The 15,136-nt window shown below is 69.7% G+C and carries 13 protein-coding genes; 2 read left to right on the top strand and 11 right to left on the bottom strand.

The annotated features are described in order from the left end of the window. Positions 1-42: 42 nt before the first annotated feature. The 6 genes from C5N14_RS26945 to C5N14_RS26920 form a co-directional block, all read right to left on the bottom strand. A complete protein-coding gene (locus tag C5N14_RS26945) occupies positions 43-792 on the bottom strand; it encodes a sugar isomerase domain-containing protein (protein ID WP_207892880.1) in 750 nt (249 codons plus the stop codon). Beyond that, on the bottom strand, positions 785-1,972 hold the full coding sequence (locus C5N14_RS31855; RefSeq protein ID WP_128763668.1) for a hypothetical protein: 1,188 nt from the start codon (positions 1,970-1,972) through the stop codon (positions 785-787). Before C5N14_RS31855 ends, C5N14_RS26945 begins: the two co-directional genes overlap by 8 nt. Positions 1,973-2,019: 47 nt before the next feature. Next, positions 2,020-2,955, bottom strand: a complete 936-nt coding sequence (locus C5N14_RS26935) for a BadF/BadG/BcrA/BcrD ATPase family protein (protein WP_117671996.1) — start codon at positions 2,953-2,955, stop codon at positions 2,020-2,022. Further along, positions 2,952-3,848 (bottom strand): carbohydrate ABC transporter permease, encoded by an 897-nt coding sequence (locus C5N14_RS26930; protein WP_117671994.1) that lies wholly within the window; start codon positions 3,846-3,848, stop codon positions 2,952-2,954. Before C5N14_RS26930 ends, C5N14_RS26935 begins: the two co-directional genes overlap by 4 nt. Next, the gene (locus C5N14_RS26925) at positions 3,849-4,673 is read right to left on the bottom strand and encodes a carbohydrate ABC transporter permease (RefSeq protein WP_243640072.1); all 825 of its coding nucleotides are present in this window, start codon (positions 4,671-4,673) and stop codon (positions 3,849-3,851) included. It lies immediately after the preceding gene. Positions 4,674-4,777: 104 nt separating this feature from the next. Next, positions 4,778-6,049 (bottom strand): ABC transporter substrate-binding protein, encoded by a 1,272-nt coding sequence (locus C5N14_RS26920; RefSeq protein WP_165878233.1) that lies wholly within the window; start codon positions 6,047-6,049, stop codon positions 4,778-4,780. A gap of 126 nt (positions 6,050-6,175) precedes the next feature. Between C5N14_RS26920 and C5N14_RS26915 the strand changes: the two genes are divergently transcribed. Further along, a complete protein-coding gene (locus C5N14_RS26915) occupies positions 6,176-6,982 on the top strand; it encodes a GntR family transcriptional regulator (protein ID WP_117671990.1) in 807 nt (268 codons plus the stop codon). Positions 6,983-7,002: 20 nt separating this feature from the next. Here the strand turns inward: C5N14_RS26915 and C5N14_RS26910 are convergent, their stop codons facing one another. Continuing rightward, on the bottom strand, positions 7,003-10,176 hold the full coding sequence (locus C5N14_RS26910; RefSeq protein WP_165878232.1) for a beta-N-acetylglucosaminidase domain-containing protein: 3,174 nt from the start codon (positions 10,174-10,176) through the stop codon (positions 7,003-7,005). A 923-nt stretch (positions 10,177-11,099) separates the two neighbouring features. On the opposite strand from C5N14_RS26910, the gene C5N14_RS26905 reads away from it, so the two are divergent. Beyond that, positions 11,100-11,702 carry a hypothetical protein gene (locus tag C5N14_RS26905; RefSeq protein WP_117671986.1) on the top strand — a complete coding sequence of 201 codons (603 nt, stop codon included), beginning with the start codon at positions 11,100-11,102 and terminating at the stop codon, positions 11,700-11,702. 189 nt (positions 11,703-11,891) lie between these two features. On the opposite strand, the gene C5N14_RS26900 is transcribed toward C5N14_RS26905, so the two are convergent. The 4 genes from C5N14_RS26900 to C5N14_RS26885 all read right to left on the bottom strand — a co-directional run. After that, positions 11,892-12,347: a DUF6069 family protein gene (locus C5N14_RS26900; protein WP_207892879.1), complete on the bottom strand. Its 456-nt coding sequence runs from the start codon at positions 12,345-12,347 to the stop codon at positions 11,892-11,894. A 199-nt stretch (positions 12,348-12,546) separates the two neighbouring features. Further along, positions 12,547-13,548: an RNA polymerase subunit sigma-70 gene (locus C5N14_RS26895; protein ID WP_371685913.1), complete on the bottom strand. Its 1,002-nt coding sequence runs from the start codon at positions 13,546-13,548 to the stop codon at positions 12,547-12,549. A gap of 153 nt (positions 13,549-13,701) precedes the next feature. Continuing rightward, entirely contained in the window at positions 13,702-13,941 is a 240-nt protein-coding gene (locus tag C5N14_RS26890) for a hypothetical protein (RefSeq protein WP_117671982.1), read from the bottom strand. A 2-nt stretch (positions 13,942-13,943) separates the two neighbouring features. Then, a partial coding sequence (locus C5N14_RS26885) for a helix-turn-helix domain-containing protein (protein ID WP_371685912.1) occupies positions 13,944-15,136 on the bottom strand: 1,193 nt, incomplete at its 5' end.

Here is a 15,136-nt window from a genome sequence, read left to right as displayed (position 1 = left end):
GTCCTCCGGCATGCCCGCCCCTCCGTGACCACGCAGTTGCTGTCAGGGTTCGATCGGGCGGACCCGATCGCGGTACCGCTCCAGAAGGGCGGCATTGCGCGCGTCGCCCGAGGCGAGATTCGCGGACACGTGTACCGGCGGGTTGATGCCGCGCTCCAGCAGCCGGCGGCAGACCAGTTCGGTGAGGAGCTGCGCGATGAGCACCCCGGTGAACGACGAGACCGCCCCGATCCGTACCTCTGGGGTGATCTCCAGTGCCGCGTCCCCGGCCGGGGCCTGGTTGTCGATCACCACATCAGCCAGGTCGGCGAGATGGGCTCCCCGGGTCGTACGTGCCCCGGCGGAGCGGGTGTGCGCGAGTGAGGTGATGGCGATGATCGGATGCGCCCGCTCACGGGCCAGCGCCGCCATCTCGGTCACGGCGGCGTTGATGCCGGAGTTGGAGACGATCAGGAAGGCGTCCCGCGTGGCGGGCGCGGCGAGCGCGTAGATCCGCTCGGCCAGGCCGGACTCGCGCTCGTACGTCGGGTCGAGGATCGGTCCCGGGTCGGCGCCGCCGAACATCACGAGATCCTTGACCGCCAGCATGCTGACGGGCGCGAGACCGCCGGCCCGCGCCGCGAGTTCGAGGGTGACGATCCGCGAGTGGCCGGTCCCGAACGCCTGCAGGACACCACCTGCGGCGATCGCGTCGGCAACGAGGGTGGCCGCCGACTCGATGGCACCGAGCTGGGTGGCGAGGATCTGTTCGAGTGCGGTCCGGGCGATGTTGGCGTAGGCGGGTTCAGGCACTGTTCCTCCTGGAACGGTCACGGTCGCGGGCGGCCTCGACGGCAGCCTCGACGGCAGCCTCGACGAGAATCTCGCCGCTGCCGGCGCTGACCGGGCTGGCATAGGTTTCGTAGCAAGGTGGTGTGTCGCGGGCGGGTAGGTAGCCGAGGTAGCCGTTCGCGTAGCCGAGGACGACGACGTCGGAAGCCTGGTCCGCCGCCGCGGAGCGGATCGCTTCGCCCAGCTCCAGGAACAACTCGCCGGGCACGGCGACGACCGTGACCCCGTCGAGATCGACCGCCGCGACCTCGACCACATATGGTTCGGTGCGCTGGCGGGCGGCCTGCTCCTCCGCGATCCGCAGCCCCTGTTGCAGGACCAGGCGGATCCGATCGTCTCCGACCTGCGGGGTCGGGCGGTCGGGCACGTCGAGCTCTGCCGGCTGTTTGGGCCGTAGCCGGACGTTCCGCGAGACCGGTGGCCGTACCACCGGTACCGCTGGGTGGTGGCCGGCAGGTGGTGACGGCTCCACGCGGTTGGCCACCCGGGCACCGAGCCGGTCCGCTTCGGGCCGCCCGTGTCCCTGGCGGGTGTGCCGGGTACTGATGTCGCCGGCGGCGCCGGTGGCGACGACCACCCATCTGCCGGGTGCGGACAGTGCCCGGCGGATGCCGCCGCTCAGGTCCGCGCTCACCTGGTTGTTGTCGGCGGGCAGGACGGTCGGGTGGACCGGGGAGATCACTATCAGGCCGACCACGTCGGTACCCGCGCTGACCACGATGGTGTCGACGGGAATGTCCATCGGTGGCGGGTCCGCGAGGTTTCGGCGACCCGCGAGCCCGGGAACCAGGGTGCGGGTGGCGCCGAGCCTGGCTGCCCCCTCGGCTGCCATGGCCTGGCGCGCGGCCCCGAGTGACGCGGCCACGAGCCGGTCGCCGACGGGCCGTGGGGTGGCCCCACCACCGGGGTAACAGCCCGCCTCGGGGCTCGCGTGCGTGTGCGTGGCGGCGACCCAGCAGGACGACACACCGATGCCCCGCATGGCGGTCCGGATCCGGTCGACGACGTCGACATTCACGCAGATCAGGTCCGCGACCACCAGCGCGAACCGGTGGCCGTCGTCGGCAAAGGTCACCACGTGGACCTCGAGCGGGTCGAGCACGCCCTGGACGCCCTGGGATCGGTCGATGTAACCACCCATGGGTTCTCCGGGCACGACCGCGAAACGGGCCGTCCCGTGTCCGACCCTCACGCGTCTCCACCCGGGTTCTGGTCCGCCAGCAGGCGGGCGTAGGGACCGGCGCCGCGCAGTAGCGTGGGGCCGCCCTCAAGCGGCTCGGCCCTGGGGCTGACCAGCGGCAGCCCCCTGGCGTCGAGTTCTGCGGACAGTGCCCGGTGGAGAACGTTCCCCGGGGCCAGCAGCCGTCCGCTGTACGACACCTGGCGTTCCGCCCCGCTGAGGCGGAGTCGGGCGGTCGCCGCCTCCACCGCGTCAGCGAGATCAGTCGCGGCCGTGGCGCAGATGCGGTTCGCCACCGGGTCGGCCTGGGCGGCCTCGTCGAGAACATCGAGGGCGAAGGCCGCCGTGCGGGGGATCATGGCGGGGTCCCGGTAGTACCGCTGGAGCGCCGCCAGGTCGCCACCCCCGAGCGCCGCGACGAGGCGGTCGACCAGCGTGGTCCTCGGCCCGACCCGGTCGTACGACGCGGTCGCGGCGCGCATCCCGGCCAGCCCGATGGCGAACGCGCTGCCGCGGTCCCCGAGATGTGGACCCCACCCGTCGAGCCGGACGTAGTTTCCGTCGGCGGCCACCGCCAGGACTGTCGTCCCGGTTCCCACGCACAGGACCACGCCGGCACCGCCGAGGGCGCCTGCGTGGGCGAGGACGCTGTCCTCCACGACCGCGGCGGGACCGCCGAGGAGCCTCGTGATGGCGAAGGCGAGGCGTCGACGCTCGGCGTGCTCCCCCGGCAGGCCGGTCAGCCCGGCGAGCACCCCTGCCACCTGGGCGGGGAGGGTGAGGGTGTCCGCAGCGCCGCGGATGGAGTCCAGGATCCGGGCGACACTGTCCTCGTCGGGCCGGTAGACGAAGCCGGGCCCGACCCCGAACTGGCGACCCTCTGGAGTGCTCAGCAGCATCCTGAGCTGTGATTTCCCGCCGTCGATGGTGATCGTAGCTGTCATCGGGACATCCCGGCGGTCAGGCCGGCGACGATCTGCTTGGTCGCCAGTGCGAACACCACGGCCAGCGGGACCAGAGCGATCACGAGCCCGGCGAACAGGGTGCCGCGATCGGCGGCGAACTCACCGAAGAACCGGGTCAGCCCGACGGGGATGGTGTACTTGTCGCCGCTGCGCATCAGAACCAGCGGATAGAAGAAGTCGTTCCAGGTCGGCGCGAACTGGAAGACGGTGACCACCGCGAGCGCCGGACGCATCAGCGGCAGCACGATCGACACGAACAGGCGTCCCTCGTGTGCTCCGTCGATCCTCGCGGCCTCCTCCAGTTCCCCCGGGAACCCCCGCATGAAGCCCATGATCACGAAGACGGAGAACGGGACGCCGCTCGCCGCGTAGAGCAGCACCAGCCCGATCCGGCTGTCGATCAGGCCCATCGACTGGAACATGTAGAACACCGGCAGCAGGCCGAGCTTCGCGGGAATCATCAGACCCGACAGGAAGAACGCCGCCAGCAGAGCGCGTCCCCGGAATCTCCACCTGGCCAGGGCGTAGGCGGCCAGCGCCGACACGCCGACACACAGCACCACCGAAGCGCCCGTCACCGCCAGGGAGTTGATCAGGTACGTCGAGATCGACGCGGTCTCCCAGGCGCGGATGTAGTTGCTCATGTCAAGCGAACCGGGCAACCCGACCGGAGCGCGAAGGATCTCCGAGTTGGAACGGAACGAACCGATCAGCACCAGCAGCAGCGGGCCGAAGGCGATTCCGGCGTACGCCCACAGAATGACCTGGACACCGATTCCGCGGGGGAGCGAACGCTGGCGGGCACCGTCCGGTCCCGAGGACCGGCTGGCGGTTCCCGGCGTCGTACGGGGGGTGGTCGTCAGGGCGTTCATCTAGGCGACCTCCCGGCGGCGCAGCGCCCGTTCCAGGGCGACGGAGATCCCGAAGATGAGCACGAAGATCAGCATGGCCAACGCCGAGGACTCTCCGATCGCGTTGCTGCCGCCCTGGAAGGCGGTCCGGTAGTAGAGCAGGCCCAGCACGTCCATGGCGCCTCCGGGTCCGCCGTCGGATCCGCCCAGCGCGTAGACGAGGTCGAAGATGTTGAAGCACCCGATGAACGTCAACACGGTGATCACCCCGACAGCCGGAATCAGAAGGGGGAACCGGACGCTCCAGAAGGTCCGGGCGGCTGACGCGCCGTCGATGGCGGCCGCCTCCTCCAACTCGCGGGGGACACCGGCCAGGGCGGCGCCGAAGATGAGCAGCGGCCCCCCGATCCACTGCCAGGCGTTGACCAGGATCAGTACCGGCAGCGCGACGTCCGGCTCACCGAGCCACGGGCGGGCCCATGAGTCCAGGCCGACAGCTCTGAGCACGTGGTTGATCGGGCCGAAGGTGGGGCTCAGCAGGAGCGACCAGATATAGCCGACGATCAGCGGGCTGATCAGGTAGGGAAGCGAGAAGAGGGTCTGGAACAACCGCTTTCCCCACGGGTTTCGATGGAGGAGTACGGCCAGGCCCAGCCCGATGGTGTTCTGGATCGCCATGGTGCCGACGAAGAAGAGCACGTTGTGCCCCAGCGCGGCGGTTATCTCCTCGCTCAACGGATAGCGGGTGAGGATCTCCCGGTAGTTGCCGAACCCGACGAAGCCCGCCTGGCGGGTGCCCTCCCAGCGGAACAGCCCGTAGTAGAAGGCGGTGACCAGGGGTACCACGACGAAGAGGCCGTAGAGAGCGAACGCCGGTAGGCAGAATGCCGTGATCCACCCCGGTGAGGTCCGTCCTGCCTGGCGGCGTCGCCGCCGGGCAGGACGGACAGTCAGTTCTTGGGCCGGAACCACTGATCGACCCCTCGCTGGATGTGTCCGGCCGCGCCAGCGGCGTCACGTCGCCCGAGCAGATAGTCGGAGAAGGCCGCCGAGGCGAGGTCCCAGCCCGTGGGTGACCCACCGGAGAAGTACGCGTAGGTGACGTACGGGCTCGGGTTCTCCTGGTACGCCCGCAGAGCCTGGGCCAGGAGGTTGTCCTGGGGCTGGACATTGGGTACGGCGGAGATCTGACGCAGTTCGTTGGAGTACGCCCGGCCGAACTCCTCCGACGCCATCCACCGCACCAGGCTGAGCGCGGCCTCCCGCTTGGGGGACTTCGCCGAGACCCCGAACGAACCGTCGACGTAGCCGGGAACGAGCGTCTTGTCGACCGCCGCGCCGGGCGCGGGCGGCACGTTGAAGATGCCCATCTTCAGGTCGGGGTTGGCCTTCTCGAACACGCCGAGCTCCCAGATCCCGCCGGGGAACATCGCGGCGCGGCCGGAGGTGAAGAGTGCCTGTGCGTCGGCGTAGCTCACCCCGGACGACTGCGGTGGCCAGTACTTGTTGGTGCCCTTCCAGGTCTCGAGCGACTTCACCCAGGGGCCGTCGGTGAACTTCGCCCCGCCGGTGAGCATCTTGTTCAGGTAGTCGGTACCGCCGTACGTCGTGGCCCCGAAGATCTCGTGCTGGATCGGCAGCATCCAGGTGTCGGTGACCGTGCTCGCCAGCGGGATGACGTTGGCGCCCTTGAGCTTCTCGAACGCCGCGATCATGTCCGCCCAGGTGGTGGGGGCCGTGATGCCGTGATCGGCGAACAGCTTCTCGTTGTAGATCACGTGCAGGGTCTGGAGTGCGAACGGCACCCCGTAGACCTTTCCGTCGTTCTCGCCCCGGGCACCGTCGAGGACCGGTTTCGGAAAGTCGGCCAACTCCTTGACCTGATCGTCGAGGGGCACCAGACCGCTGGCGGCGACCAGCGGCTGAAGGAGGCCATAGGAACGGAGCTGTGCCACGTCAGGGCCGTTGGCGTCGGTGAGCCCTGTCTTGAGAATTGTGTCGTATTCGGTGTTCTTGTAGGGGACGTACTCCACGGTGACACCGGGGTGGGCGTCCTCATAGCTCTGGAAGATCTTGTTGTAGGCCGCGACATCCTCCTGCCGCCATCCCCAGACCTTCAGGTTGACGGCGTCGCCGCCGCTGTCGCCGCTGTCTGGTGCGCACCCGGCGAGGGTGACGGCGAGCATCGCCGCCGCTCCCAACACACCGTACTTCCTGGGCATCCACATCTCCGATCGTTGTTGTCGCCACCCCACCCGACCGGCGGAGAGCTCGACTGTAATACTGGTATAGACCAACGGTCAACGGGTAGGCCGACCGCACCCGAAGTGGGCGCGGTTGCCCGTACGATGGCGTCAATCGCGCAGGAAGGAGACGAACTCGTGCCAAGGACGCGACACGAGCCGAGCGACGGAGCGCTTGAGTCGCTACTGGCGGAGCAGAACCGCGGCAAGGGCAAGCACATCGTCGACGTGCTCACCGCCTTGGTCCTGGACTCACGAGATGGTGCGCTGCTCCCCTCCGAGCGGGTCCTCGCCGAGCGGTTCGGAGTGGCTCGGATGACCGTCCGGGGCGCCATCGACGCGCTGGAGACGAAGGGAATGGTCCGGCGGGTCCCTGGACGCGGCACCTTCGTGCAGCATCCGACCCTGACCCATTCGGAGATATTCCGCTCCTTCAGCGAGGACATGCGAATGCGCGGCATGACGCCGGGCGCCAAGAGCTACCGCGGTCGTACCCGCCCGGCCACCCGCACCGTCGCCGCCAACCTCGACATCGCTCCGGGCGAGCCGACCCACTACATCGAGCGGATCCGTACCGCGGACGGAATCCCGATGGCATTGGAGCGGACCAATCTCGCCGCAGCGCGGTTCCCCACCCTGCTCGACGTGTTGGGGCGCGACGACTCGCTCTACGACCTCCTGGGTCGCGCCTTCGGTGTGCGACTCGAATCGGCCCGGCAGGTCGTCACCATCGCGCGGCTGACCGCCACCGAGGCGAAGCGACTCGAAGTCGCCGAGGACAGCCCGGCGTTCCTGATAGAGCGCATTTCCGTCGACAACATGGGCAAGGTCGTGGAGTTCGGGCGGTCGCTCTACCGCGGGGACCGCTACGCCATCCAGATGCGCGTCAGCCCCCCGCCGCAGGGCGGCTGACGCGCATCCGGAGGGTCTGGCTACCCGTTTCCGGCGAAGTAGTGCTCCTGGATCTCGGCCGCCGTCAGCGCGCGGTCATAGATCGCCGCCTCGTCGAGGTCGCCCTGCAGCCGCTGGGACGTGTCGTCGCCCCGGCCACCGAGCTTGACGCTCGCCGTGCCGCTGCCCGGGGCCACCGTCGTCGCGACACTGTTGTCCGCGAGGCCGTCGAGGTACACGGTCAGCCGCGATCCGTCGAACACGGCAGCGACATGGTGCCACTTGTTCGGCGTCAGCCGGGTGCGGCCGGACACGACGCCGTACCCCTTCCCCGGAGCGCCGAGCGACCACGCCTCCAGGACACCGTTGCTCGCCCTCAACGCGAACCCGTTGACGGCCGGCCCGGTGTAGCTCTCGATGATCGCCTGTCCGGGCGTCGGAACGAGCGTGTCGAGCTTGACCCACGCTTCCAACGTGAACGGGCCGGTCAGGTTCGTACGCGGGGCGCGCGGCACGTCGACGTAGCCGGTCGAGAGGTCGGCCGCGCCGTCGCCGGCAAGCACACCCTCGGCACCCGGCGAAGCGCCGAGATAGGTTCCGTTCTGCCCGCTGGTGGAGCTGTCGACGGCTGTCCTGGAATCGGCGGCGTCGCCCAGCCTCCAGTAGCCGGACGGGTTGGCCCGGGTCACGAAATCCGGATAGCTGCCCTCCCCCACGATGATCGGCAGCGGCAGGCTCACCGGTGCCGCGGCGTCGTCGTGGAACGTCACCGTCACCTGGTGCTGGCCCCGGGCCGCGTCGGCCGGGACGGTAACGGCAACCGGCACGCTCGTGACGATGGTCCGACCATCCGGTCGCACGCGGAGATCCTGCGTCGCCGGGGTGACGGTCCAGCCGTCCGGGCCGCTGGCGACGACACGTCCCCGCACCCGGTCCTCGGCGAACACCTCGAGAGCGACCTGGAACCGTCTGGTCGTCCCGGGTGCGATGAGCGCGCCCGACGGTTCGACCGAGACTCGACCGCGCAGCACGTCGGAGTAGTGCGGGACGATCTCGTAGACGCGCGGCGCGACGCTACCAGGAGTCCACCGGATCCGTACCGCGCTGGCCGCGAGGTCCTTGGCCCGCACCTTGGTGAATCCGTCGGCGAGTTGTCCGAGGTCCACCCAGGTGCCGTCGACGAGCGCCTGGATCATGCCGTCCGCGGGCGCGGTCGCGTCCTGCACCACGGTCACCGCCGACAGCCGGTGCGGCTTGGTGATCGGGACCGTGATCGCGTCACCGGCCTGTGGTTCGCCGGCGGCCACGTAGGCCGTGTCGTCGCGCCGGTCGGTCAGATTGCCCAACCCGGAACCCGGTGCGGCGGCCGGCGCACCGGAGGGGGCCCCGAGGTCCCCGTACCAGTGGTCACCGATGTAGGCGTCACTCTCGGACGCCGCGAAGCTCAGAAGATCGTCGACCGGACCGGGACTGATCTGGTGCCAGGTGCGGTCGAGGACGAGGCGGGCGCTCGACTGGTCCCGTCGGGCCAGCCAGGCGGCTTCGCTGGAGCCCTTGTCCTGGGCCCGGAGAATTCGCAGGGCCGCCCGGCCCGCCTGGCCGGTCACGCCGACGCGGTCCAGCCAGGGCCCGATCTGCTTGAGCAGAACCGGGTTGTCGAGCTTTGCCCGTAGCGAGGCGGGAAGCTCCTCAAGGCGGCGCAGCTCACGGTCGACCCGGTCGAGCTGGGCGTTCACGGGTCGGCCGGCCCGGTAGTCAGCGATGAGAGACTTGATGAGCGCCGCGAACTCCGGCCGGGCGGTGGCGTCCAGGACGCTGGCCCGGTTGTTCTCGGCGAAGAGCCTCAGCTCCTCGTACGCGTCGCCGCCGAGAATCCGCAGGGTGTGTGTCCATGAGCGTTCCGCGTCGTAGGCCCCCGGGTTCCAGGCGTAGTCGGCCTGGGTGCCGAGGGCGAACTGCGAGGCGTCCTGGAAACCGACGAGTTCGTTGAACGAGATGCCGATCGTCTTGTCCGCCATGCCGGCGGCGCGGTTCTTCAGCGGGCCCAGCAGCAGCCGGTTGGTGGCGTAGTCGTTGACCGGGTAGTTGTCCCAGATCATGATCCGGTGCCGCGACCACACGTCCTGGGCAGCCTGGAGGTCCGCTTCGGTGATATTCGGCGAGACCACCGCCGGCCCGGTCCAGTAGAGGTCGACCTCGGTGCTCAGCAACTCGTCGAAGCGGTCCGTGTACGGGGTCTTCGTCATGCCCCAGTACTCCGTCGGCACGGTCACCATGCGGCTGGCGCCGGGATGCTTCTCGATGAACTCCTTCTGCACGAAGTTGGTGACCTCGGACTGGGCTACCGCGAGCGGTGACCGGTCGCCACGGTAGGCGTCCCGGTCCTCCTGGCAGGCGAAGTCGCCCGACACGTCGTCCCAGGCGATGACGTAGCTTCGGACACCGATCTCCCACATCTGCTCGAAGCGCGCCAGCAGCTTGGCCCGATCGGTTTCGCGCACGTGACAGATCCCCCTACTGGGCGCCATCGGCGCCTCCGGCGAGATCCGGTACACGAAGTCGACATGACGCGACCTCGCCAGGTCGACGATCTCCCTCATCAGGGCCAGTTCCGCCGCGTCGTACAACGAGTCCCAGTTCGAACCGGTGCGCAGGTCGTTCGCCGGTCCGTAGAAGAACTGGTTCATCTTGTGCCGCGCCAGGAACTCGACCTGCGAGCGCCGGTCGTCCTGCGACCAGACCGGTCCGTAGAAGGACTCCATACCGCCACGGACCTGATACCCCGGCCAGTCGCGGATCTGCACGCCGCCGACGGACACCCGGGAGCCCTTGGGTACGAGCAGTTGGCGGAGCGACTGGACCGCGTAGAAGGTGCCGGCGCCATCCACACCCGAGAGAACGATCCGCGACCGGCCATGATCGTCGCGGCCGGCCGCCAACACGTACCCCTGGCCGGGCAGCGACTCCGGACCCGCGACATCGAGGGCGCGTAGCGCATCGATGCTCGCCGGCGTCTCGCGCGGTCCGCCCAGGATGATCATCGGTGCGCGTGCCGCCAGGTCACTGTGCCGCACGAGCCGGGCGGTGACGCCGTGCGCGGAGAGCAACTCCACGAGTGCCGTCTGTGCCGCCGGGTCGGCGGCCTCGCCCACGACGACATCGATGTTGTCGGGTAGCACCACGGCTCCCGGCCGCGAGTCGATCTGCTGCGGCACCGGAAGGACTCGAGCCGCGGGGCTAGGAGCCTGCCGCTCGGCGCTGGCGGGCAGGGGGGCCAGCACGCCCACGGCAAGCGTGACCGATGCGGCGTATGTGACAGCGCGGCGACAGCCGCGGGATGAGCGTGAAAGGAACACGCGACCTCCACTTGTTGGTCCAGGTCGGTAGCTGGTGCCGGCGTGCGCCGGCTCGGAGCGCGATGGTGTGGCATGCAGGGGCTGACCGGCACAGGGTCCGCCGGTCCGCCGGGTCGACAGGGAGCGGAGCGGGCCATCGGGGCCGGAGCCCGGGTCGGGTCGGGTCGGGTCGGGTCTGAGGATTGGTCTATGCCAGTAACGAGAATCCATCCTGCCCCTGGCTACGTCAAGACCTCACCGGCCAAGTGCGGGCCGTCGAGGCCACACCTCGAACCTGGCAGACATCTCGATCATCACCATATTTCCGCTGATCACAAGCATCATGCAGGGCCAGCCGCCGGGTTGCTCATACTGGTCTAGCCCTGATGCCAGCTACCGGGGAGGCCGCGTCGAGGAGTTGGCGGGCGAGCACGAGCAGGCGAGCGGCACGGTGGCAGCGACTCGCCGGGCAGCGGCACGGGCGTGACGTCACGCGACGGCACCGCGACCGACAGCAGCGGCGCGGCAGACCCGGACCGGTGGAGCACCCTGATCCCCGCGGCGCGCAGCAGCACCTCCATGACGTCCAAGCCCCCGCCGACCGAGGTCACCCACTACTTGAGACATCCGTGAGGAAACCCGAAACCGATCTATGTGACACTCTGCTAGTGACGTTGCCTCCGCCGCCGAGCATGCCCGACCAACCGGGTGCGACTCCACCAAACCCCGGGGCGGCACCGCCGCAGCCGCCAGCACCACCACCACCGACGCCAGCGAAGAGCAACACGCCTCTCATCATCGGTGTGGTCGCCGCAGCGCTGGCACTGTGCCTGCTCGGAGTCTGCGGGGCCGCAGTGGTCGGGGTGTCCATCTTCAAGTCCAGGAGCGGCCCGCAGGGCCAGTCCGCGGCCAGATCCTCGCCCTGGCCGATAGCGACGACTGGGGCACTTCCGCAGGTTGAGCCGACGGACTCGCCGCCCCAGATCGTCCCCACGACCGAGGCGGCCCCACCACCGCCGCCGGCAAAGATCGGGCAGTGCGTCGTAGTCAGCGAGGCTGGCAGCTTTCAGGGCATCGGCAACTGCAACGGCACCCGTGGCACCTACCGGGTGGTCTCGATGGACTACTCCCAAGGCGAATGCGCTGACCCTGATTCCGCCTACATCACCGAAGCCGGCTATCGGCTGTGTCTGGAACTTCACCTGGTGCGCTACTACTGTTACAAGTTCCCGAAGGGCAGTGGCTGGGTCGTCGGTGCGACGAAATGCAAAGCCAAGGGCACCGTCCACATCATTGACATAGTCCCCGGCGCCTCCAACGGAAACAGGTGCACGCGGGACCGCAGATGGAATCGCTGGTACCGGTTCACGAACCCGACTGTCGTCTACTGCGTCATGAAGTACTGAGCCTTTTCCAACCTCCCCCGTCACAAACAGCGCTCCCTGCCCCGCCGGCTACGGCGTGGCAACCCCCCGCAGGCGTAGGTACACGGTGCGCCCCGGCCGAAGCGGATGGCGTTCGGTCTTCATCCCGCACGGTGCCCTGTGCTTCTTCGCGCACGCCCTTGCGCCGCGCGTTGTCCCGTTGCGGGATCGTCAATCGGTCCGGGTGCGGAGGCTCCGCGCCAGGGTGGGGATCATCACCGTGGCAGGGACGAGGTGTAGCCCGAGGAGGGCGGCGGTGGTGGCGGTGTTTGCCCCGGAGAGGAGGGGCGGGACCAACGAGATCGCGGTCAGCGACACTGCCGTCCACCCGAATCGTGCGGCAGGGCGAGCGCTCCAACGAAGAAGAGCGACGGCAATGACGATGCCCACGACCGAGAAGAAGCCGGTCACCACGGCGAACCCGGACAACGGGATCGTCTCGCCACCGTCGGGGATCTCGAAGTCGACGCCAACGGCCTGGGCAAGCGCGGCGGCGAGGGTGGTGGCCACCATCGCTGCGAGCGTGGCGATGAAGCCGGTGCCGGCGAGCCTGCGGAATCGGCGGGTGTGGCTGGTCCGGCCCGATGCCGGGCCTGCGACAACCCCGGTGTCATTCGTGCTGTTCATGTCGTTCCTCCGTCATTCGGTAACTGGCGTACGGGGGTGTGCCAGAACCCGGCGTCGCGTCCGAGGACCGGCCCGGGCTCGCCGTCGCGCTACTCCAGCTGCACCCGCCCGCGGGTGACGACGCCGAACGCGTCGCACCGCTGGGCCGCGACCACCGCGACACCCGCGCCACCGCGCAGCGCGAGCGTCCACACCAGGACTACTCCGTGCCGTCGGCCGGCAGTCGCTCCGGCAGCCCGAGCCGCGGGAACTGGTCGTCGTGGAAGATGACGATCTCGGTGATCGCGCCGCCGGTGACGCGCAGGACGTCGATCGTCAGCGGCAGGTACGCGCCCTCCCGCTTCCGCCACAGGTAGAAGGCGACGGCCGGCTGCCGGTTCACCGAGGTGGGGACCGCGCGCAGGCCCTTCATGCCATCGAATCCATCCTCGACCCAGCTGTTCACCACCGCGTCGCGGCCGACGTCCAGGCCTGGCGCGGGCGGCATCGAGCAGCGGACGTCGTCCCGCAGCATTGCGGCGAGCGCGTCGATGTCCGTGGCCACGCTGGCGTCGGTGAAGCGGCGCACCAGCTCGCGCGTCCCGGCGTCCTCCTCACCGCCGGTCCAGTCCTGCCGCTCGGCGGGCAGGTGCTCCCGCATGCCGGCGCGGGCCCGCTGCAGTGCGCTGTTCACGGAGTTGACGGAGTCCCCGAGGAGCTCCGCGACGTCCTTCGCCGGCCAGCCGAGCACGTCCCGCAGGATCAGCACGGCCCGCGGGCGCGGCGCGAGATGCTGGACTGCGACCAGGTACGCCAGCTCGATCGTCTCCCGCGCGACGGCGACGGTCTCCGGCTCGTCCGCGTCGCCCGCGGGCAGCTCGTCGAGCAGCCGGTCCGGGTAGGGCTGCAGCCACAGCACCTCGCCGCCGGTCGCAGGCTCCGGGCGGCACTTGGCGAGCAGGTCCAGGCAGGCGTTGGTGGCGATCCGGTACAGCCAGGCCCGGAACGTCGACCGCCCCTCGAAGGTCTCCCGCCGCCGCCAGGCACGCAGGAACGTCTCCTGCACGGTGTCCTCGGCGTCCTCGAACGACCCGAGCATCCGGTAGCAGTGCACGTGCAGCTCCCGCCGGTGCCGCTCCGCCAGCCCCGAGAACGCCGGCTCGTCGACCTCGCCCAGGCCGCTCACGCCCAGTTCCTCCAGCCGCGTGTCCGCGCTCATCACGTCATCCTTCCGCCTCGTCGTGTCCCGTCGTAGGTGTGACGGGTGCGGGCGCGACAACTCATCACTAGGGTGGGTCGGCATGGCTGATCCGGTGACAGTGGCCTCTTCGGTGTGAACTCTCGGCGAGGCGGTTGGATTGGGCGTCGTTCGAGGTCATTCGGCCTGCTGGGGGTCCTCTCGGTCGGGTTCGGTTGGTTGGGTTGCTGTACTTCGCTGCTGTACTTCCTCGGCGGCGTCGATGACATTGCGGGCGGCGGTGGCCACCGGGCAGTCCGGTGTCCGGCAGATCGGGCAGCGGGCGTCGGCTTCGGGTTCGTGGTCGCGGAGGATCGCTCGGGCGGTGAGGATAAGCCGGTTGCGGATCTGGGCCAGAGACAGGAACGGCGCGGTCATGGTCAGGTCACCCCGAGGGCGGCGGCGAGCTGGATGATCGTCGCTGGGGCGTACGGGTCGCGGGCGACCTGGGCGAGCACCGACCGGGCGGCGGGTCGCTGGCGTACCTCGGCCGGTGCCGTGCGGTCGGCCTCGATCAGGGCCCGGCCGGCGTTGGTCGGGTCGTCGGTGTGGAGGTAGGCGCGGGCGGCGTCGAGTAGGTGTGCGGCGCGGTGTTCGGCGGGTAGCCACCGCCAGGCGTCCCGCTTGGTCGTCTTCTCGTGCCAGGCGACGGCCTCGTTCGCGTCGCCCAGCTCGACGGCTGCGGCGACCCGGGCCAGGTCGACCGCTGTCGGCCCGAACGCGGTGTGGTGATGGTCGTGGCCGTCCCCGACACGCCGGGCCATGCCTGCCGCCTCGTCGATCAGCTCGGCGGTGGCCCGGTCGTCCCCATCGCGGGCTGCCGCCAGGGCGGCCTGGACGAGCAACGTCCCACACAACGACAGTTCCGCTGCTCGCGTGCCGTCGGAGTTCGGCGGGGCGATCCGGTACGCGGCGGCCAGCGCCGCCGACAGGGCCGCCCGCGCCCGCCCCGAGGCCCGGAGCACCTGGCCGAGTTGCACCGTGGCGGCGGCCACCAACACGGGATCGCCGGTCGCGGTAGCCATCGCCCGATCAGCGGCCAACCAACCCAACTCGGCCTCACCGAGCTTCACCAGCAGCGATGCGGCCACCCGATACGCCCCCACCAACGGCACCCGCCCCGCCACGGGATCAACGGCGTAGGTGCGCTGCGCACCGGCCAACAGATCCGGCACCAGCTCGATCACCAGCGGGTACCGGGCGTGCTGGAACGTGATCCACGCGTGCGCGACATCCCGCGCCAGCCGGTCAGCCGGCAACGCGGGACAGCGCGCCACCGACCGACCCAGAGCAATGTCATACGTCGACAGCGCCGCCCGGACCCGCTCGACACCCTCGACCCGCTCGGCCACGTCGGCCGGCCGGTCATCCCGGCCGAGCAGCACCGCCGTGTCGATCCGCAGGACGGCGGCAATGTCCCGGAGGGTGGACACCTTGTCCAGCGACCGGACACCCCGCTCGACCTTGTCCACCCAACTCTTCGACTTGCCCAGCCGATCGGCTAACACCTGCTGCGACAGCTTGCGCCGCCCACGCCAGTACGCCACCCGCCGACCGATCGGCAGCAGATCAG

The organism is Micromonospora sp. MW-13, assembly GCF_003434305.1.
Classification (GTDB): Bacteria; Actinomycetota; Actinomycetes; order Mycobacteriales; family Micromonosporaceae; genus Micromonospora.
Note: the sequence above shows the minus strand (reverse complement) of the source record. Positions and strands in the feature narration are given on the sequence as shown.